This window comes from Vibrio sp. 1402 (assembly GCF_033340275.1).
In genome coordinates, this window is sequence record NZ_JAWOWE010000006.1 from 120,039 (window position 1) to 139,213 (window position 19,175).

Sequence of the window (19,175 nt, forward strand, 5' to 3'; positions counted from 1 at the left end):
GCTCTATTTTGTCTTACTTAGAGATAACCTTTACGAGGTAAGGGTTATATTTCCAACATTATCGAAAGGTTTATTTGTAATCATCGTTATTCAACGATAAACTGATGGACCTCCAGTACGATACCCAAGGCGATTTTGTAGTAAACCGCTGCTAAATATGAGTCGGTATTAGTAATCACAAACAAACGGCAATCAAGACCTTATGTACGCATTAGAAATTGAACAACTGCGCAAGACGTATGCAGGTGGCTTTGAGGCGTTAAAAGGTATAAGTCTCCAAGTGAAAAAGGGTGACTTCTACGCGCTTCTGGGTCCCAATGGTGCAGGAAAATCGACCACGATTGGCATCATTTCCTCCTTAGTGAATAAAACCTCCGGAACGACGAAAGTTTTCGGTTATGACATTGATACCGACCTCGAATTGGCCAAGCAGAATTTAGGCTTGGTGCCACAAGAGTTCAACTTCAACCAGTTTGAAACCGTTGAGCAAATTGTGATGCAGCAAGCTGGCTATTACGGTGTGTCTAAAGTATTAGCCAAAGAAAGAGCAGAAAAATACCTGAAAAAATTGGATTTATGGGAAAAACGCCAAGAGCGTGCTCGTAACCTATCCGGTGGGATGAAGCGTCGTTTAATGATCGCAAGAGCTTTGATGCACGAGCCGCAGTTACTCATTTTAGATGAACCAACGGCTGGAGTGGATATTGAACTACGCCGCTCAATGTGGGGGTTTCTGAAAGAGATCAACCAAGAGCAAGGAATTACGATTATTTTAACGACACACTACCTAGAAGAAGCGGAGATGCTGTGTCGAAATATCGGCATTATTAATCGTGGTGAGCTGATTGAAAATACCACCATGAAGGCGTTACTAGGTAAGCTAAGCGTCGAGACATTTATCTTGGATATTGAGTCAGAAGTCGAGGTGCCTGAGCTTGAAGGTGTTAATCGACAAAGTATTGTTGATGGCTCTTTAGAGATAGAACTAGATAAAAGCCAAGGATTGAATTCGGTATTCAGTCAGTTAACAGAGCATGGCATTAAAGTTCTCTCAATGCGTAACAAAGCCAACCGACTTGAAGAGTTGTTTGTCAGCATTGTAAGAGAGGGGAGTAATTAAATGTACGGTTTATATTGGACGGCATTTCGCAGCTTGCTGAGCAAAGAAGTCACTCGTTTTACACGTATTTGGGTGCAAACCTTAGTGCCGCCAGCCATTACGATGACGTTGTACTTCATCATTTTCGGTAATCTTATTGGCTCTCGAATTGGTGAGATGAGCGGCTTTAGTTACATGGAGTACATTGTTCCAGGTTTGATCATGATGTCGGTGATCACCAACTCATACTCGAATGTTGCGTCTTCATTCTTTAGTGCAAAGCTACAGAAGAATATTGAAGAACTGCTGGTGGCACCGGTACCAAACTATGTGATTATTGCTGGCTATGTGATGGGCGGCGTGACTCGAGGTTTGTTGGTCGGTGCAATTGTTACTTGTGTGTCACTTTTGTTCGTTGATTTGCAAGTGGAGCACTGGGGCATTATTGTCGCGACTGTCTTCATGACGTCGGTTGTATTTGCTCTCGGTGGCTTGATCAATGCGGTTTACGCAAAAACGTTTGACGATATTTCGATCATCCCTACGTTTGTATTGACTCCTTTAACTTACTTGGGAGGAGTCTTTTATTCGATCAGTCTGCTGCCTGAATTTTGGCAAGGCGTTTCTAAGATCAACCCAATCGTCTACATGGTGAATGCGTTTCGCTACGGCTTTTTAGGTGTCTCGGATGTGGGCATTGTCACTTCATTTAGTGTACTTGCAGTATTTGTTGTTGCACTGTATGCCATTGCGCATTACCTAGTAACCAAAGGGATTGGCCTAAGAAGCTAAGCCATTCTCATAAAGCAAAGAGCAGCGATTCATGCTGCTCTTTCGCGTGCATAACAATACATACCCATACAATTTTTCGGTTTTTATCATGGTAGGTTTCAATCATTTGTAATAAATGAGTGATCCTATGAATATTGTCCCGCCGCCGCCTTTCTCCTATCAATTACTTAAGCCCAAATATTGGTCTGTATGGCTGGCATTTGGATCTTTAGCGATTCTTGTTAATGTACTGCCATACGTAGTATTACGAATCTTAGGTAGAAGCATCGGCTGTATTGCGATGCATGTAATGAAGCGCCGACACAAGATCGCTCTGCGTAATCTCCAGCTGTGTTTCCCTGATTTTACGGATTGGCAATGTAAGGACGTAGTACGAAAAAACTTTCAATATACTGGAATGGCGATCATCGAAACCGGTATCGCCTGGTTTTGGCCAGATTGGCGGATACGTCGGATAACCTCTATTGTTGGAAAAGATCGTTTACTCGCTGAGGAAAAGAATGGACGTGGTGTGTTGGTGGTGTGCAGTCACCATTTAAACTTGGAGATAACCGCTCGTATTTTTAGCCAGTTTGCCCAAGGTTATGGCGTTTATCGCCCAAATTCGAATCCAGCTTATGAGTTTATTCAACATCGAGGTCGAACTCGTTTTGGACATCAAATGATTGATCGAAAAGACGTGAAATCAATGCTCAAAGTTCTGAAGAATGGTCATCGACTTTGGTATTTGCCCGACCATGATTATGGCGTTAGCCATTCTGTTTTTGCGCCGTTTTTTGCTGTTGAACAAGCGGCGAGTACCGTCGGGTCTAGTGTTCTCATTGATGCAACAAAGTGCGCGGTTATATCTGGCGTTACAGTGAGTAAAAATCACCAATACACGCTGTACATTGGAAAAGACATTAGCGAGCGTTTCGAGAGACGTAATGCGGTTAAAGCGGCAAGCATCTTGAACCAAGAGCTTGAGAAAATGATAAAACGTGATATTCCAGCGTGGATGTGGCTGCACAAGCGGTTTAAAACTCGCCCTGAAGGGTTAGATTGCGTCTATACGTAGAGTATAAAAAAGGTCGACTAAGAGTCGACCTTTTTACTTTTATGACTCAGAGCTTACTCTGCGCTCTCTGAGTTTGTATTGTTAGATTCAGCTTCTTCCTTCGTTTCGACAACCATATCTACCGTTTGGTTATCGATAAGACGAGCTTTGCCTAGGAACGCAGACATCAGAATGACAGCTTGTGTCGTTTCTGGTGTGATCACTTGTAATGTACGAGCATCACGAATGAAGATCTCATCAGGGTGCAGACCTGCAGCTCGAAGTTGGTCGCTTGCATCTTCGATGATCGATGCGTAGTCATCGCGGCCACCGCGAATGGCACTACTGATCCAACGCATTGTACGAGCAAGTACAGGAGCACGTTGACGCTCGTCCAGCGTAAGCAAGCCATTGCGTGAACTCATTGCTAAACCGTCCATTTCACGTACGGTTGGTACACCGATGATTTCAATGTCCATTGCTAGGTCATCAACCATCTTGCGGATAACAGCAAGTTGTTGGAAGTCCTTCTCGCCGAAGCACGCGACATCCGGTTGTACGATGTTAAACAGCTTATTCACAATCGTCGTCACGCCACGGAAATGACCTGGTCGAGACGCGCCTTCGAGAATTGTTGATAGGCCAGGGACATCGACGAAGGTTTGCTTATCCAGACCTTCTGGGTAGATAACTTCTGGTGTTGGCGTAAATACCACATCGACCCCTTCAGAGGTTAACTTGCTTAAGTCTTCCTCTAGCGTGCGTGGGTAATTATTTAAATCGTCAGCACGATCAAACTGCATCGGATTAACAAAGATGCTTACGACAACGATATCAGCGTATTCGCGTGCTTTACGCACTAAAGTTAAGTGGCCTTCGTGAAGGTTGCCCATGGTAGGGACAAACGCCACTTTACGACCTTCACGTTTAAAGGTTTTAAGGTGTTCACGAACTGCTGAGATTTCCGCAAAAGTTTGCATGCATTTATCCTCTAGGCAATGGTATGAGCGTCGTCTGGGAATACACCGTTGGCTACATCTTCAATGTATTTAGTAACGGCTTTGCGCATATCACCTGTTTCAGCAAGAAAGTTTTTGGAGAATTTCGGCATGTAGTTGGCAGAAATACCAAACATATCATGCATTACGAGAATTTGACCATCTGTTACGTTACCTGCACCAATACCGATAACAGGAACGTCAAGCACTTGCGTAATACGTTCAGCAAGCTCAGCTGGTACGCATTCTAGTAAGACGATTTGAGCGCCTGCTTCTTGCAGCGCTAATGCGTCTTTTACCATGCGGTCTGCTTTTTCTTGATCGCGACCTTGGATTTTGTAACCACCAAAAATATTAACAGCTTGAGGAGTTAAACCAAGATGAGCACAAACTGGAACTGATCGTTCAGTGAGCATTTTCACCGTGTCGACAAGCCAGTCACCACCTTCAATTTTTACCATATTGGCACCAGCACGCATCAGTTTAGCCGCATTTTCGCAAGCTTGCTCTGGGGTGGTGTAGCTCATGAATGGCATGTCTGCCATCAACAAACAATTTGGGCTACCAGCGCGTACGCAACGAGTATGGTAAGCGATATCATCGACCGTTACTGGTAGAGTATCGTTGTGACCTTGCAAAACCATACCTAGAGAATCACCGACAAGAAGTACTGGCATTTCTTGGCTTTCAAACAGTTGGGCAAAGCTCGCATCATAAGCGGTTGAAGTAGCAAATTTACGACCTTCTTGCTTCCACTTGATTAGGTCGTTGATGGTCATTTTTTTCATGGTTTTATCCTTACTAGGAGTTGGCTATGACTGCCAGATACTGAGGCCGTTTCTATCTACTTGTTCCAGTAGTTTAGAGACCTCGGTCCCATCAGGGAGTTGTAAACTTGGTGCAATTTCCGCAAGAGGGTAGAGTACGAATTCACGCTCTTTCATTCCATAATGAGGAACGATCAGCCTCTCGGAATTAATCACCTCATTGCCATAAAGCACAATGTCGAGGTCCAAGGTTCTTGGTCCCCAGCGTTCGTCTTTACGGACACGCCCTTGTTCTTGCTCTATAGCTTGTGTGCAATTGAGCAATTCAATAGGCGTCAAACTGGTGTTAATAGACACAACCGCATTGATGTAATCCGGTTGGTTTTGTGGCCCCATTGGCGTGCTGCTGTATAGCGAAGAAGCTTGAACAAACTCTGATTTAGGCAGCGTTTTTAATGCTTCAATCGCTTGCTTCGCTTGGCTGACAGGATCAGCCAAGTTACTGCCTACCGCAATGTACGCTGTAATCATGATTTGGGCTTACTCTTTTTCTTGCGATAAGTTTTACGGCGGCGCTGGCCTGTTTTCGGTGATTGACCGTCTAAGTCGGCAGCCATTGCTTGACGCATTTCTCGGCCTGCATTTTGAAAAGTTTCCCACCACTTGGCAAGCTTCTGAGTGTCACCACCTTCAATTTCACCGCGCATTTCAAGAAAATCAAAGCCAGCTCTAAATTTATTGAGCTCCATAAGACGGAATGCACGTTTACCGTTACGTCGTGGAAGACGAAGCTGTAACTGCCAAATCTCGCGAATGGTTGCGGTGTGGCGTCTTGGAATGGCAATTGTGCGAACTTGCTCGTCAAGAATGATGTTGCTCGCTTCCATAATGGCGTCGTAATGGCCTAAGTTGCGCTCTTCCATCAGTTCATCGGCTTTCGCACACAGTGGGTACCACAGCATTGCAGCAAACATAAATGCTGGATTGATGCGTTTCCCATCTTCGATGCGCATGTCGGTAGAATCTAGGACAAGATCCAACATCTGCTCAGTATGAGAGGAGTAATCTTCTGTAAAGTGCGCTGCAATCGTCGGGAATAGTTGCTGGAATAGGTTGTACTCACGCAGTAGGTGGTAGGTTTCTAAGCCATGACCGGATTGCAATAATTTGAGTGACTCTTCAAAAAGACGCGCTGACGGAATGTCACCGAGCAACGGTGCCATGTGTTCGATTGGCGCTGCGGTGTCTTCTTCAATATCAAAGTCTAGTTTTACCGCGAAACGAACCGCACGCAGCATGCGTACAGGGTCTTCACGGTAGCGTGTTTCTGGATCACCAATAAGTCGAATTAGGCGATCTTCTAAATCTTCAATACCACGTGCGTAGTCGTGAATCGAGTAATCTGCGATGTTGTAGTACATCGAGTTAATCGTGAAATCACGGCGCTCAGCATCTTCATCGATGGTGCCGTAGACGTTGTCACGCAGCAGCATACCCTCTTTTGATTGCTGAGAAATGCTCTTATTCTTTTGCTCTTGGTGGTGACCACGGAATGTCGCAACCTCAATGATGTCTCGGCCAAACATAATATGAGCCAAGCGGAAGCGGCGACCAATCAAACGGCAGTTACGAAATAGCTGTTTGATCTGTTCCGGCGTTGCGTTGGTCGCAATGTCAAAATCTTTTGGTTTTTGTCCAAGCAGTAAGTCTCGAACCCCGCCACCCACAAGAAAAGCATCGAAACCAGCACCATTTAGGCGGTACAGTACCTTCAGCGCATTATCACTGATCTGCTTACGCGAAATGTTGTGCTCTTCACGAGTTATTACATTGAGAGCGAGCTCTGGAATTGTGGCAGGTTCGCTTGGTGTATAGTCGTTTGTATTCATGTGCATCTGGCAATAACTGGGTTTAATCCAATCTTGCTTTGGTTAGTTTTATACGCCTCTAGGGCCTAATTTGCGGCTAATGATAGCCTACACAATGCCATTTGAGAATCACGGTGTGATCTCGATCTCTGCTGGAAGCTGTTCCAACCGCCAGTTTTCGCAGCCCCAACGAAGAATATCTTCTATGTTGGCCGCCCTTACGGTTTCAGGTATCTCGAAACCTAAAAATGTCATGGCGCGCAATAGAGTAGGTTTTGGTGTATCTATATCAATAGCCGTCGCGTGATTTTGTTTCGACAATTTATTGCCGTTGTTGTCCATCGCCAATGGTAAATGCAAGTAGCTAACTTCAGGCTGACCAAGTATTTGGTACAGGCTAATTTGACGCCCTGTCGGCTCGATTAAGTCTGCACCTCGCACGACTTCTGTGACGCCTTGGTCGATGTCGTCCAATACTACCGCAAGATTATAAGCAAATAATCCATCTCGACGTTTAATAATGAAATCTTCATTAACGAGTTGCTCTGGAATCGTAATGGTTCCCTGCTTTTGGTCGAGGAAATGAGCGACAGGCTTGGTCATTTTTAGGCGAATCGCGCCGTCTTTCAAGTTTTTATCGCGGCAAGTGCCAGGATAAAAACCGCCATGCTCTTTAATTTGCTTACGAGTACATTGGCAATAATAGGCTTCTCCATTTTCGAGCCATTTGTTTATTTGAGCTTGGTAAAGGTCGTGACGTTCGCTCTGGTATACCACTTCTCCATCCCAATGCAGCTGATAGGCCTTGAGTGCCTCTAGGATAAGTTGCGCTGCACCTGGCATTTCTCTTGGTGGGTCTAAGTCCTCAATACGTACTAACCAAGCTCCGTTTTGTGCTTTCGCTTGAAAATAACTGCCAAGAGCGGCAATCAGTGAACCAAAATGCAGTGGACCAGAAGGAGATGGGGCGAATCGACCTACATAGCGTGCCATGCGTGTATCTCGAATTTAGTAAACAAATAGGGTGCGAAGATAGCCAAAACAAAAAGGGAGCCTGAGCTCCCTTCAACAATCATAATGCTGGGTGATTAACCTTGCATTTGCTTCTCTTTGATTTCTGCAAGTGTTTTACAGTCAATACAAAGGTCAGCGGTTGGACGTGCTTCAAGACGGCGAACGCCAATCTCTACGCCACAAGACTCACAGAAGCCAAAATCGTCTTCTTTGATTTTATCCAAAGTCTTTTCAATCTTCTTGATCAAACGGCGTTCGCGGTCACGGTTACGCAGTTCTAGGCTGAACTCTTCCTCTTGAGAGGCGCGGTCAACTGGATCTGGGAAGTTTGCTGCTTCGTCCTGCATGTGGTGAACAGTACGATCCACTTCAGCTCTTAGCTGGTCGCGCCAAGCTGTTAAGATTTTCGTAAAGTGTTCAACCTGCTCTGGTGACATGTACTCTTCACCAGGTTTTTCCTGATATGGCTCCACGCCGGCAATGGCTAGGATGCCTATCGTTTTCTTCTTTGATTCTGGCATACAGCATCTCCTACTTACACCTAGTCAACTGCTACGCAGTCAATTTAAGGCGGGTATCTATAGCAAAAAGAGGCGGTGCAAGCAAATACTGAATCGCAAAGTTATCGTCAATGTGAAGACGACATCATTTTTTCTCTTAATTGATAAAATCAATAGCGGAAATCAGCTTCATTCCAGTATCGCTCAGTTCAGCTTTGTAGCAGAGAACTTCCACTCCAGCGTCTTGTGCTTGTTTGAGTAATAGTGAATATTTCGCGTCTATATGGTGCGCCGCGGATACTTTTTCAATACCTGAATGTAAAACAGTGAATAAAAGTATGGCTCTACTTCCATTTTGTGCCATTTCTGTGAGCTCTCTCAGGTGTTTTTGTCCCCGAGTCGTGACCGCATCTGGGAAGTATCCTTGTCCAGTAGAGTCGGTCTCATCAAGAAGAGTGACGCTTTTCACTTCTATATAGCACTTTGGCTTGTCGTCTGCGCTGAGCAAGATATCAATTCGGCTATTTTCATTACCGTATTTCACCTCAGTTTGAAGTGTGTCATAACCACAAAGCTCTGAAATGACATTATTTTCAATAGCCTCTACGGCTAATTGATTGGCACGCGCGGTGTTGATACAAATACGGTGGCCTTGTTCGGTCTCACTCAACTCCCAACTATTGGGGTATTTTCGTTTCGGGTTGTCGGAAGTAGAAAACCAAACCTTGTTTCCGGGCGTTGCACAACCCGTCATTGCACCTGTATTTGCGCAGTGGATTGTACGGATTTCACCAGTATCGAGCTCGATATCGGCAAGAAAGCGTTTATAACGTTTGAGTAGAGTGGCGGACTCTAAAGCGGGTGTGAAATGCATTTGCTTATTTAGACAAAAAATTTTTTATGTACAATGTTGCCACCATTACACCATAAGGTATTTCCTTTGTCACAATTGCCGATTGAAGCCGTGATGCCTGAGTTGCTGACGGCGGTCAAAAATCAACATCAAGTGATCTTAAAAGCGGCGCCTGGTGCCGGTAAGTCGACTTACTTCCCTTTGCAGTTACTCTTAAATCATTCGGTTGCTGGAAAAATCATCATGCTTGAGCCAAGACGACTCGCGGCGCGTAACATTGCCCGTTATCTTGCTGAGCAATTGGGAGAGCAAGTAGGTCAACGCGTGGGTTATCGAGTCCGTGGTGAGGCAAAGGTAAGTTCTGCAACGCAGCTGGAGATCGTGACCGAAGGGATCATGACTCGGATGATTCAAACGGACCCGGAGTTGGATGGGGTTGATCTACTGATCTTTGATGAGTTTCATGAACGCAGCATTCATGCCGATACCGCTTTGGCATTCAGTTTAGAAGTTCAAGAGGCATTGCGAGACGATCTCAAGCTGGTGGTAATGTCGGCAACGCTTGACCAACAAGCATTACAATCGTTGTTGCCAGAAGCCAGTTACATTGAATCTGAAGGGCGCAGCTTTGATGTGGCAATGCGCTACCAGCCGTTAGGTGTGAACGAGCATTTACCTACGAGTATGGCAAAAACAATAGAAAGTCTTATGAACAAAGAGTCTGGATCTTTGTTAGCTTTCCTACCGGGTGTTGGTGCCATAAAACAAGTTGAAGAGCGGTTGTCTCATTTAGCGGATGATATCGACGTATGCCCACTTTATGGTCAACTGAGTTTTGCAGATCAACAAAAAGCGATTACGCCAGCAGAACAAGGTAAGCGTAAAGTCGTTCTAGCGACCAACATTGCAGAAACTTCACTAACGATTGAAGGCATTCGCCTCGTCGTTGATTCTGGGTTAGAGCGTGTTGCCCGCTTTGATTTGAAAAACGGTTTAACACGCTTAGAGCAAACACGCATTGCACAGTCTTCAGCGATTCAGCGTGCAGGACGAGCGGGACGAATAGAAGAGGGCATTTGTGTTCGTCTTTATTCTGAAAACCAGTTCAAGCAGCAACCGCTGGTTCCCCAACCCGAAATTTTGCATTCCGATTTAGCTAGTTTAGTTATGGAGCTTGCCTTTTGGGGAGCGAGTGATATCCACGATCTAAAGTGGCTTGATGTTCCCGCTAATGCGTCATTGGAACAAGCGAAGCAGCTATTGGTGTCATTGGGACTACTGACGGAAAAAGGGCAATTAACGTCCGAAGGAAAACAGGCGCATGAACTAGGCGTTGAGCCTCGTGCGGCTGCGATGCTAATTAAAGCGCAATCTTACAGTGATAAGATGTTAAATGCTGCTTTGGCGGCGGTCGCACTGATTGAAGAGCCAGAGAGAAATGTTACCAATATCGCTCATAGCTTGCATCGTTGGCTTGTTGGTACTCATCCAAAAAAGTCGATGTTGTTCAAGCGTGCTCAATCTCTAGCGTACAAATTGGATACGGTATTTGACCTGAAAGACGTGGATGAAGATGCATTACCGCTGGTGTTAAGTTTGGCATTTCCAGATCGCATTGCGCAGCAGCGCACAAATCAATTTGGGCGATTTACTTTGGCTAATGGTCATGGTGCAGAATGTCGTCAGGAAGACATGCTAGGTGGCTGTGAGTATTTGGTTGCCGTTGACTTAATGCGTTCTCATTCTAACTCAAGTCAAATTCATTCGGCATGTGAATTGGATGTCAATATATTGCGAACGACCTTTGATACGCTATTTTCGTCTGAAGAAGTAGTGGACTGGGATGAAAAAAGAGGCCGTCTAATAGCTGAGCGACAAACAAAACTCGGTCTGCTGGTCGTTGAACGCGAGCCGTTGCCAAGCCCGGGCAAAGAAAAAATGACACAAGCTTTACTCACGTATGTCCGCCGCCAGGGCTTACAGAGTCTAAACTGGACACCGGCAGCGGAGAGCTTGTTGGCTCGGATTCGTTGTGCGGTGGAATGGTTACCTGAGCAGTCATGGCCAGTGTTTGATGAAGCCAGTTTGCTGGATTCATTAGAGGAGTGGTTAGAACCATACATGACGTCTGTCAGCTCGGTTAAAGACCTGAGCAAGATAAACTTGGTCGAAGCGCTTAATGCTCTATTAGGTTGGCCACTCAATCAACAACTGGATGAATGGTTACCTGAGCATTACCAACTACCCACAGGTTCAAAGAAGCGTATCCGTTACCAATATGGCCACGAGCCGATATTATCGGTGCGTATGCAAGAAGTATTTGGGGAGAGTGGTTCCCCAACGGTAGCTCTTGGCCGCAAGCGTTTGGTGCTTGAACTGCTTTCACCGGCACAACGTCCATTGCAAGTAACGTCGGACTTGGCGGCTTTCTGGAACGGAAGCTACAAAGACGTTCAAAAAGAGATGAAAGGGCGCTACCCAAAACACGTTTGGCCAGATGATCCTGCCAATCATGTAGCAACAACGAAAACAAAAAGACAATTGAATAATGACTGACAGCAAGAAGCCTAGCGCGAAAAAAGCGCCAGCGAAGAAAAGTACAACCAATAAAGGAACCGCAAAACAGACTCGACGTACGCCGAGTAAAAAGCCGACTAACGAGAAACGTTCGTGGTTGAAAGTTCTGTGGTCGTTTAGCTGGAAAGCTGGCGTTGCACTTGCCGCTGTTTTGCTGTTTGTTGGGATTTACTTAGATAGTGTGGTGAAAGAACGCTTTGAAGGTCAGCTGTTTGAGCTGCCAACGGTGGTTTATGCCCGTATCTTGAATCTAAGCCCTGGTGAGAATATCACCATCCAAGAACTGCGCAACGAGCTAGATGTGTTGAATTACCGTAAAGTGAGTCAACCTCGTTACCCAGGCGAATATTCCTCTTCTTCCACTCGGATTGAATTGATTCGTCGTCCATTCGAGTTTGCCGATGGTCCCGAGCCGGATCGTCACATTATGCTGCATTTCTCTGATTCCGGCTTGCAACGTATTCAGTCTTTAGAATCTCGAGGAGACCTTGGTTACTTGCGCTTAGAACCGAAGATGTTGGGCATGCTGGAGAAAGACCGTGATGAACAGCGCCTTTTCTTACGTCGTGATCAGTTCCCTGAAATTTTGGTGGATGCACTGCTTGCGACCGAAGACCGGGATTTTTATCAACATGACGGGGTGTCACCGCTCGCGATTGCACGTGCATTGGTTGCGAACATTAAGGCGGGTCGTACTGTTCAAGGTGGTAGTACGCTGACTCAGCAATTGGCAAAAAACCTGTTTTTGACTCGTGATAAAACACTGTGGCGTAAAGTTCGAGAAGCGTATATCGCGCTAATTTTGGATTACCGTTACAGCAAAGATCGTATCTTAGAAGCCTACCTAAACGAAGTGTACCTAGGTCAAAGTGGAGGTGAAGCGATCCACGGGTTTGGCTTGGCGTCGCGTTACTATTTTGGGCAGCCAATTCAGGAGTTGCGAATCGATCAGCTGGCGATGTTAGTTGGGATGGTAAAAGGACCGTCTTACTACAACCCAATTCGTTACCCTGAGAGAACGAAAGAGCGTCGTGATCTCGTTCTGCGCCTGTTAATGCAGCAAAACATGTTGACTTCAGAGCAGTATGAACAAGCTGTAAGTCGTCCACTCGATACGCAAAGCAAGCCACGTATTGCGAGCCGTCAGCCAGCTTATTTCCAACAATTGAGTATTGAATTAAAAGAAAAAGTTGGGGAGCGATTTAAGGCAGAGACCGGACTGCGCGTATTTACGTCTCTGGACCCAGTATCGCAAAGCAAAATGGAACAAGCTATCGCGAAAAAGATCCCAGAACTAGCTAAACGGGGTGGTAAAGAGTTAGAAGCCGCTGCTGTGGCCGTTGATCGCCATAGTGGTGAAATCCGTGCGATGGTTGGTGGTAAACGTGTCGGTTATGAAGGCTTTAACCGAGCGCTCAATGCCAGTCGTCCAATTGGTTCTTTAGTGAAACCAGCGATTTACTTAACGGCTCTAGAACAACCGGATAAATACAACCTAGGCACGACGCTACACGACACGCCGTTAAGTCTGAAGAGCAGTAAAGGTAACGTGTGGACGCCGCGCAACTACGATAGAAAATATCGTGGTGATGTGCCACTTTACATTGCTTTAGCGAAATCACTTAACGTACCAACCGTGCGCTTAGGTATGGCACTTGGCATTCCTGAAGTGTCCAATACTTTAGAGCGTTTGGGCGTGAACAAAGACGAAATTCGCCCAGTGCCTTCGATGTTTTTGGGTTCGTTTTCTTTGACGCCATTCGAAGTTGCACAGATGTATCAGACTCTGACGAATTCAGGTAAGCGTGCAAAACTGACCGCTCTGCGCTCAGTCATGGATATGGAAGGTAATGTGCTGTATCAATCCTTGCCTCGTTCATCAAGAGCCGTGGATGAACAAGCTGCATGGCTAACGACCTACGCGATGAAACAAGGGGTTGCTCAAGGCACTGGCCGCTTCTTACAAAGCCAGTTTGGTTGGGCTGCATTGGCAGGAAAAACGGGTACCAGTAATGACAACCGCGATAGTTGGTTTGTCGGTGTTGATGGTCGTGAGGTGACGACAATTTGGCTAGGCCGCGACGATAATAAACCCGTGAATCTAACGGGGTCGAGTGGTGCATTACGAGTGTACGCAGAGTACTTGAAGCAGCGTATTCCTGAGCGCTTAGAGCTCCCATGGCCAAGAGAAATCACCACATTAGGGTTCAAGCCTACATCTGATGGAGGTTTAGAAATGAACTGCCGTAGTGATTACAAACTGCCGGTTTGGGATAAAACCGGTCAGATAAAGCAACAGTGTGAGAAGAAATCAAACTGGTTAAATAGCATATTTGATTGGTAGCATCGCCAAATCAACAACATTAGCTTGTTTATCTGATTAATTCTTAGTACATATTAGGGCGTGTTAGTACAGTACTGCTAGCACGCCCTACTTGATCAGATATTCAATAAAGGAAGAAGTGAATGTTCAAAAAGCTGTTATCAAGCCCATCGGTTCGCAACTTTGCGCTTTGGGTTAGTACCTTTTTGATGATCACTCCTTCTGTTTCCCTCGCAAACTCTCTAACAAAAACGGATGACTTGGAACCTCGACCAAAGGTGGCGGTTGTGCTCGCTGGTGGAGGAGCGAAAGGGGCGGCACACATTGGGGTTTTAAAAGCATTGGAAGAAATGCAGATCCCTGTCGATATTGTGACCGGTACCAGTATGGGCGCCTATGTGGGTGGGCTTTATGCCACGGGTATGAGTGCTGATGAAATCGAGAGTTTTATCTACACCGTCGATTGGGGCAGCGGTTATCGAGATCGTGTTGACCGTAGCCAACGTCGAGTTCGTGACAAAGAGTATGAAGACCGCTATCAAATTAATACCGATCTCGGCTTAAGGTTCGGTGAGGTACGAGCACCAACGGGTGTGGTGCAAGGCCAGAACATGTTGCGAGTATTGCGTGAGACTACAGGGAACTTAGGGCGATTCGATTCTTTTGATGATCTTGCCATTCCTTATCGTTCTGTTGCGACTGATATTCTTGCCCTAGAAGAAGTCGTACTGGGCAATGGTTACCTTGTGGACGCCATGATGGCTAGCATGTCTGTACCAGGAGCGCTTCCTCCCTATAAGCTCAATGGCCATATGCTTGTTGATGGCGGCGTCGTCAATAACATGCCTGTCGATGTGGCTCGCGCCATGGGGGCTGATGTCGTTATTGCCGTCGATATTAGCACCGACTACAAAACCGAAGATGAATTTACGGGGCTGTTTACTGTCGCGGACCAACTCTCTAACTATCTCGTTCGTCGTAGTACACAACAGCAAGTGGACGAGCTTGAACCTCAAGATATCTATATTCGTCCCAATGTGGGCACCATGGAAACCGTCGAGTTCGACAAAATGCCTTGGGCTTTTCAAGCTGGGTACGATATTACCAAGCAATTAAAAGACAAGCTGAAAGAGTTACGCTTGTCCAACGCGGACTATCAAAAATACATCGACCGCAAACAAGAAGTTCGTAAAACTCTGATTTATGGCGATCAGCGTGTGGTTGATGACATTGTGATTGTAAATAACACGCACTACAGCGATGTGTTGTTGACGAATCGTATTGAATTAGAAACCGGACGTCGTATTTCAACGGCCGAAATTGAGAAAGCCGTTGAAAACCTCTACGCGTTAGATCGGTTCGAGCTCATCACTTATCACTTTGAAGAGGTTGATGGTGAGACATTGTTGGTTTTTGATGTTAACGAGAAGTCGTGGGGGCCTAATTATCTCAACTTCCGATTTTTTCTTGAAGATGACTTCGATACAGATAGCCAGTACGGCATAGGGATATCAACCAACTTTACCAACTTGAACTCTCATGGCGCGGAGTTGGCGTTCAACGTAGAAATGGGCACGGATAAGCTGATTGAAGCTGAGTTGTATTCCCCTGTTTTATCTAGCCAAGAACTTTTTGTATCGGGGCGTATTTCCTATGGCAGTGAGAGCCGAAACTTACCTTTAACAGAGCCTCAAGCACCAGATTTAGAGTCAGTAAATGACTTTTTTCCGGTCACTTACGATGATTTTACAACAGAGGTAGCGATAGGTATCCAACCCACATTGTGGCAAGAACTTCGATTTGGCGCTCGCTACTCAACCGGAGATATTGAGCTTTCTACTTTGGCTTCTGCTGGTAAATTGGATTTTGAACGTCGTGGCCTGTTTGCCAATTATCGCCTAGATACACTCGATGATTTCGCATTTCCGACTCGTGGGCTTTTAGTCGATCTCGAATATTTAGTGTCTCATGATCAAAGTCCTCAGGGCGTTAGCCTTTTAGAAACTGACAAAATTATTGAAGATACCGTTTATGAAATCTCTGCACGATTTAAAGGTGCAGTGAGTCATCAGCGTCATACTTTAGTCGGACATGCTGAATATAGTTTTGTAGAGAGTAAAAACTCATCTTTACCGCTTGATCCCAGAGAGTTGGGCGGCTTTTTAAGTCTATCTGGAATCCCAAGAAATAGCCTGATCGGACAGAACTTATTTTTCAGCAGTTTGGTGTACCGATATAAGTGGTTTGATAATGATTTCGGATTGTTTGAAGCTCCAGTCTACCTGGGCGCATCGGTCGAATATGGCGGTGTTTGGTCTGATAATGATCTGAAACTAAACGAAGCGCCGCTTTACAATGCTGGCTCCATCTTCTTTGGTGTTGACTCACCAATAGGACCAATAATGTTGGCATACGGTCGTACCGAGCAAGATTTGGATGCTGTGTATTTGATCGTAGGAACATCGTTTAATTAATCGGGTATGAGAAAGCAAAAACTTGGCATATTTGGTCAAAATTAGCAGAACTTTAGTCGTAAGTTGCTATGTTGGTCAAAATGATAAGATTTTAATTTAAGGTTAAATTTGCTATTATTTTGCCCACAGTTTGGCCTCTACGGCGCTGTTTCTCAATCATAATTGAATGAAAACAAGGGCAATGGAGAGCCAAGTTTCCAAGGATGTTCACTCCTTTACTTTAACAATAGTAATAATAGAGGAGGAACCGCAATGAGAGGAAAAAGTCGTGCTTGAAGCCTACCGTAAACACGTCGAAGAGCGTGCTGCTGAAGGAGTTGTTCCTAAACCGCTAGACGCAGAACAAGTTGCTGGACTTGTAGAACTTCTGAAAAATCCCCCGCAAGGTGAAGAAGAAGTCATTCTTGACCTACTTGAAAACCGTATCCCTCCAGGTGTTGATGAAGCTGCTTATGTAAAAGCGGGTTTCCTAACAGCAGTAGCAAAAGGTGAAGTTAAATCACCATTAGTGAGTCGTGAAAAAGCGGCTGAACTGCTAGGCACTATGCAAGGTGGTTACAACATCGAACCGCTAGTTGAGCTATTGGATGATGAAGCACTGGCAGAGATCGCAGTAAAAGCGCTGTCTCATACGCTGCTGATGTTTGATGCTTTCTATGACGTAGAAGAGAAAGCGAAAGCAGGCAATGCGCATGCACAGAAAGTACTTCAATCATGGGCTGATGCTGAGTGGTTCCTTTCTAAGCCTAAGCTTGAAGAAAAAGTCACTCTAACCGTATTTAAAGTAACAGGTGAAACGAACACGGATGACCTTTCACCTGCACCTGACGCTTGGTCTCGCCCTGATATTCCAGTACACGCACTGGCGATGCTTAAAAACGAGCGTGAAGGAATAAACCCTGATCAACCGGGTACTATTGGCCCGATCAAGCAAATTGAAGAGTTAAAAGACAAAGGTCATCAATTGGTTTACGTTGGTGATGTTGTTGGTACTGGCTCTTCACGTAAATCGGCAACCAACTCAGTGCTTTGGTTTATGGGTGATGATATCCCTTACGTTCCAAACAAACGAGCTGGTGGGTATGTGCTTGGTGGCAAAATTGCCCCTATCTTCTTTAACACAATGGAAGATGCTGGCGCACTACCAATTGAAGTTGACGTAACTAAGCTCAACATGGGCGATGTTATCGATGTTTACCCATATGAAGGTAAAGTTTGCAACCACGAAACTGGTGAGGTTCTAGCTGAGTTCTCGCTAAAAACAGAAGTACTGATTGATGAAGTTCGTGCTGGTGGTCGTATCCCATTGATCATCGGTCGTGGTTTGACAGACAAAGCGCGCCAGTCTCTAGGTCTTGAGCCTTCGGACGTATTCCGTAAACCTGGTGAAATCGCAGATTCTGGCAAGGGTTACACGCTTGCACAGAAAATGGTTGGTAAAGCGTGTGGCGTAGAAGGCATTCGCCCTGGTACCTACTGTGAGCCGAAAATGACGACAGTAGGTTCGCAAGATACTACTGGCCCTATGACTCGTGATGAACTTAAAGACTTGGCGTGTCTCGGCTTCTCTGCTGATCTTGTCATGCAGTCTTTCTGTCACACATCGGCTTATCCAAAACCAGTAGACGTTAACACTCACCATACACTTCCGGACTTTATTATGAACCGCGGTGGTGTATCTCTTCGTCCTGGTGACGGTATTATCCACTCATGGCTGAACCGTATGCTACTGCCGGATACTGTTGGTACGGGTGGTGACTCACATACTCGTTTCCCTCTGGGTATTTCATTCCCAGCTGGCTCGGGCTTGGTTGCCTTTGCAGCTGCGACAGGCGTTATGCCGCTAGACATGCCAGAGTCAATCTTGGTTCGTTTTAAAGGTGAAATGCAACCGGGTATTACACTGCGTGATCTTGTTCATGCCATCCCTTACTACGCGATTCAGCAAGGGCTACTAACGGTAGAAAAAGCGGGCAAGATCAACGAATTTTCTGGCCGTATCCTTGAGATTGAAGGCTTAGAAACGCTAACGGTTGAGCAAGCATTTGAGCTTTCTGATGCATCTGCAGAGCGTTCTGCGGCAGGTTGTACTGTGAAATTGTCTCAAGAGTCGATCGAAGAGTACTTAAACTCTAACATCGTGATGCTGAAGTGGATGATCTCTGAAGGCTACGGTGATCGCCGTACTATCGAGCGCCGCATTACTGCAATGCAAGAGTGGCTAGCAAACCCTGAGCTGATGCAAGCAGATAAAGACGCTGAATACGCACATGTGATTGAAATCGATATGGCTGAAATCAATGAGCCAGTACTATGTGCACCGAATGACCCAGATGACGCTCGTTTGTTGTCTGAAGTACAAGGCACAGCGATTGATGAAGTGTTCATCGGCTCTTGTATGACGAACATCGGTCACTTCCGCGCAGCAGGTAAATTGCTTGATAAGTTCAATGGCCAGTTAGCAACGCGCCTTTGGGTAGCGCCACCAACAAAGATGGATAAAGACCAACTGATTGAAGAAGGCTACTACGGTATCTTCGGACGTGCAGGGGTGCGTATTGAAACGCCAGGGTGTTCACTTTGTATGGGTAACCAAGCGCGTGTTGCAGATAAATCAACAGTAATGTCGACTTCAACGCGTAACTTCCCGAACCGTCTGGGTACTGGTGCGAATGTTTACCTGTCGTCAGCTGAGCTAGCTGCAGTAGGTGCAATTCTAGGTAAGATTCCAACCAAAGAAGAATACCTAGAATACGCGAAGCAAATCGACGCTACGGCAACGGATACATACCGCTACTTGAACTTCCATAAAATGGATCAATACACCAAGAAAGCGGACGAAGTGATCTTCCAAGAACCGGCATAATCAGAAAT

At 45.7% G+C, this 19,175-nt stretch carries 14 protein-coding genes; 7 read left to right on the forward strand and 7 right to left on the reverse strand.

All coding sequences use genetic code 11. The features are described from left to right. Positions 1-202 precede the first annotated feature (202 nt). The 3 genes from R7044_RS13410 (at position 203) to R7044_RS13420 (ending at position 2,948) form a co-directional block, all read left to right on the forward strand. Positions 203-1,120 carry an ABC transporter ATP-binding protein gene (locus R7044_RS13410; protein ID WP_005380000.1) on the forward strand — a complete coding sequence of 306 codons (918 nt, stop codon included), beginning with the start codon at positions 203-205 and terminating at the stop codon, positions 1,118-1,120. Continuing rightward, entirely contained in the window at positions 1,121-1,891 is a 771-nt protein-coding gene (locus R7044_RS13415) for an ABC transporter permease (protein ID WP_005386598.1), read from the forward strand. 127 nt (positions 1,892-2,018) lie between these two features. After that, positions 2,019-2,948 carry a Kdo(2)-lipid IV(A) acyltransferase gene (locus R7044_RS13420; protein WP_064376525.1) on the forward strand — a complete coding sequence of 310 codons (930 nt, stop codon included), beginning with the start codon at positions 2,019-2,021 and terminating at the stop codon, positions 2,946-2,948. A 53-nt stretch (positions 2,949-3,001) separates the two neighbouring features. Here R7044_RS13420 and panC read toward each other — a convergent pair whose 3' ends face one another. From panC to sfsA, 7 genes are all read right to left on the reverse strand, one after another. Beyond that, positions 3,002-3,907 carry a pantoate--beta-alanine ligase gene (gene panC / locus R7044_RS13425; RefSeq protein WP_064376526.1) on the reverse strand — a complete coding sequence of 302 codons (906 nt, stop codon included), beginning with the start codon at positions 3,905-3,907 and terminating at the stop codon, positions 3,002-3,004. A gap of 11 nt (positions 3,908-3,918) precedes the next feature. Then, complete coding sequence (panB, locus tag R7044_RS13430; RefSeq protein ID WP_005386592.1) at positions 3,919-4,713, reverse strand: 3-methyl-2-oxobutanoate hydroxymethyltransferase; 795 nt, start codon at positions 4,711-4,713, stop codon at positions 3,919-3,921. A 24-nt stretch (positions 4,714-4,737) separates the two neighbouring features. Then, the gene (gene folK / locus R7044_RS13435; protein WP_005380007.1) at positions 4,738-5,223 is read right to left on the reverse strand and encodes a 2-amino-4-hydroxy-6-hydroxymethyldihydropteridine diphosphokinase; all 486 of its coding nucleotides are present in this window, start codon (positions 5,221-5,223) and stop codon (positions 4,738-4,740) included. After that, positions 5,220-6,587: a polynucleotide adenylyltransferase PcnB gene (gene pcnB, locus R7044_RS13440; protein ID WP_005386589.1), complete on the reverse strand. Its 1,368-nt coding sequence runs from the start codon at positions 6,585-6,587 to the stop codon at positions 5,220-5,222. The genes folK and pcnB overlap by 4 nt, the downstream gene beginning before the upstream one ends. Before the next feature lie 102 nt (positions 6,588-6,689). Then, positions 6,690-7,553, reverse strand: a complete 864-nt coding sequence (gene gluQRS, locus R7044_RS13445) for a tRNA glutamyl-Q(34) synthetase GluQRS (RefSeq protein WP_225455625.1) — start codon at positions 7,551-7,553, stop codon at positions 6,690-6,692. A 95-nt stretch (positions 7,554-7,648) separates the two neighbouring features. After that, positions 7,649-8,095: an RNA polymerase-binding protein DksA gene (dksA, locus tag R7044_RS13450; RefSeq protein WP_005386584.1), complete on the reverse strand. Its 447-nt coding sequence runs from the start codon at positions 8,093-8,095 to the stop codon at positions 7,649-7,651. A 136-nt stretch (positions 8,096-8,231) separates the two neighbouring features. Beyond that, on the reverse strand, positions 8,232-8,948 hold the full coding sequence (gene sfsA, locus R7044_RS13455; protein ID WP_017635909.1) for a DNA/RNA nuclease SfsA: 717 nt from the start codon (positions 8,946-8,948) through the stop codon (positions 8,232-8,234). 66 nt (positions 8,949-9,014) lie between these two features. Between sfsA and hrpB the strand changes: the two genes are divergently transcribed. From hrpB to acnB, 4 genes are all read left to right on the forward strand, one after another. After that, on the forward strand, positions 9,015-11,483 hold the full coding sequence (hrpB, locus tag R7044_RS13460) for an ATP-dependent helicase HrpB (protein WP_225455626.1): 2,469 nt from the start codon (positions 9,015-9,017) through the stop codon (positions 11,481-11,483). Continuing rightward, complete coding sequence (gene mrcB, locus R7044_RS13465) at positions 11,476-13,848, forward strand: penicillin-binding protein 1B (protein WP_005380020.1); 2,373 nt, start codon at positions 11,476-11,478, stop codon at positions 13,846-13,848. Before hrpB ends, mrcB begins: the two co-directional genes overlap by 8 nt. 122 nt (positions 13,849-13,970) lie before the next feature. After that, complete coding sequence (locus R7044_RS13470) at positions 13,971-16,301, forward strand: patatin-like phospholipase family protein (protein ID WP_064376528.1); 2,331 nt, start codon at positions 13,971-13,973, stop codon at positions 16,299-16,301. 268 nt (positions 16,302-16,569) lie between these two features. Continuing rightward, positions 16,570-19,167 carry a bifunctional aconitate hydratase 2/2-methylisocitrate dehydratase gene (acnB, locus tag R7044_RS13475; RefSeq protein ID WP_005380009.1) on the forward strand — a complete coding sequence of 866 codons (2,598 nt, stop codon included), beginning with the start codon at positions 16,570-16,572 and terminating at the stop codon, positions 19,165-19,167. Positions 19,168-19,175 lie beyond the last annotated feature (8 nt).

What these genes read in the sequence shown, in the direction of transcription:
- R7044_RS13470 (WP_064376528.1), top strand. Translation starts at nt 13,971, where the DNA reads ATGTTCAAAAAGCTGTTATCAAGCCCATCGGTTCGCAACTTTGCGCTT.
- sfsA (WP_017635909.1), bottom strand. Translation starts at nt 8,948, where the DNA reads ATGCATTTCACACCCGCTTTAGAGTCCGCCACTCTACTCAAACGTTAT.
- R7044_RS13420 (WP_064376525.1), top strand. Translation starts at nt 2,019, where the DNA reads ATGAATATTGTCCCGCCGCCGCCTTTCTCCTATCAATTACTTAAGCCC.
- mrcB (WP_005380020.1), top strand. Translation starts at nt 11,476, where the DNA reads ATGACTGACAGCAAGAAGCCTAGCGCGAAAAAAGCGCCAGCGAAGAAA.
- R7044_RS13410 (WP_005380000.1), top strand. Translation starts at nt 203, where the DNA reads ATGTACGCATTAGAAATTGAACAACTGCGCAAGACGTATGCAGGTGGC.
- gluQRS (WP_225455625.1), bottom strand. Translation starts at nt 7,553, where the DNA reads ATGGCACGCTATGTAGGTCGATTCGCCCCATCTCCTTCTGGTCCACTG.
- panC (WP_064376526.1), bottom strand. Translation starts at nt 3,907, where the DNA reads ATGCAAACTTTTGCGGAAATCTCAGCAGTTCGTGAACACCTTAAAACC.
- folK (WP_005380007.1), bottom strand. Translation starts at nt 5,223, where the DNA reads ATGATTACAGCGTACATTGCGGTAGGCAGTAACTTGGCTGATCCTGTC.
- dksA (WP_005386584.1), bottom strand. Translation starts at nt 8,095, where the DNA reads ATGCCAGAATCAAAGAAGAAAACGATAGGCATCCTAGCCATTGCCGGC.
- pcnB (WP_005386589.1), bottom strand. Translation starts at nt 6,587, where the DNA reads ATGCACATGAATACAAACGACTATACACCAAGCGAACCTGCCACAATT.
- panB (WP_005386592.1), bottom strand. Translation starts at nt 4,713, where the DNA reads ATGAAAAAAATGACCATCAACGACCTAATCAAGTGGAAGCAAGAAGGT.
- R7044_RS13415 (WP_005386598.1), top strand. Translation starts at nt 1,121, where the DNA reads ATGTACGGTTTATATTGGACGGCATTTCGCAGCTTGCTGAGCAAAGAA.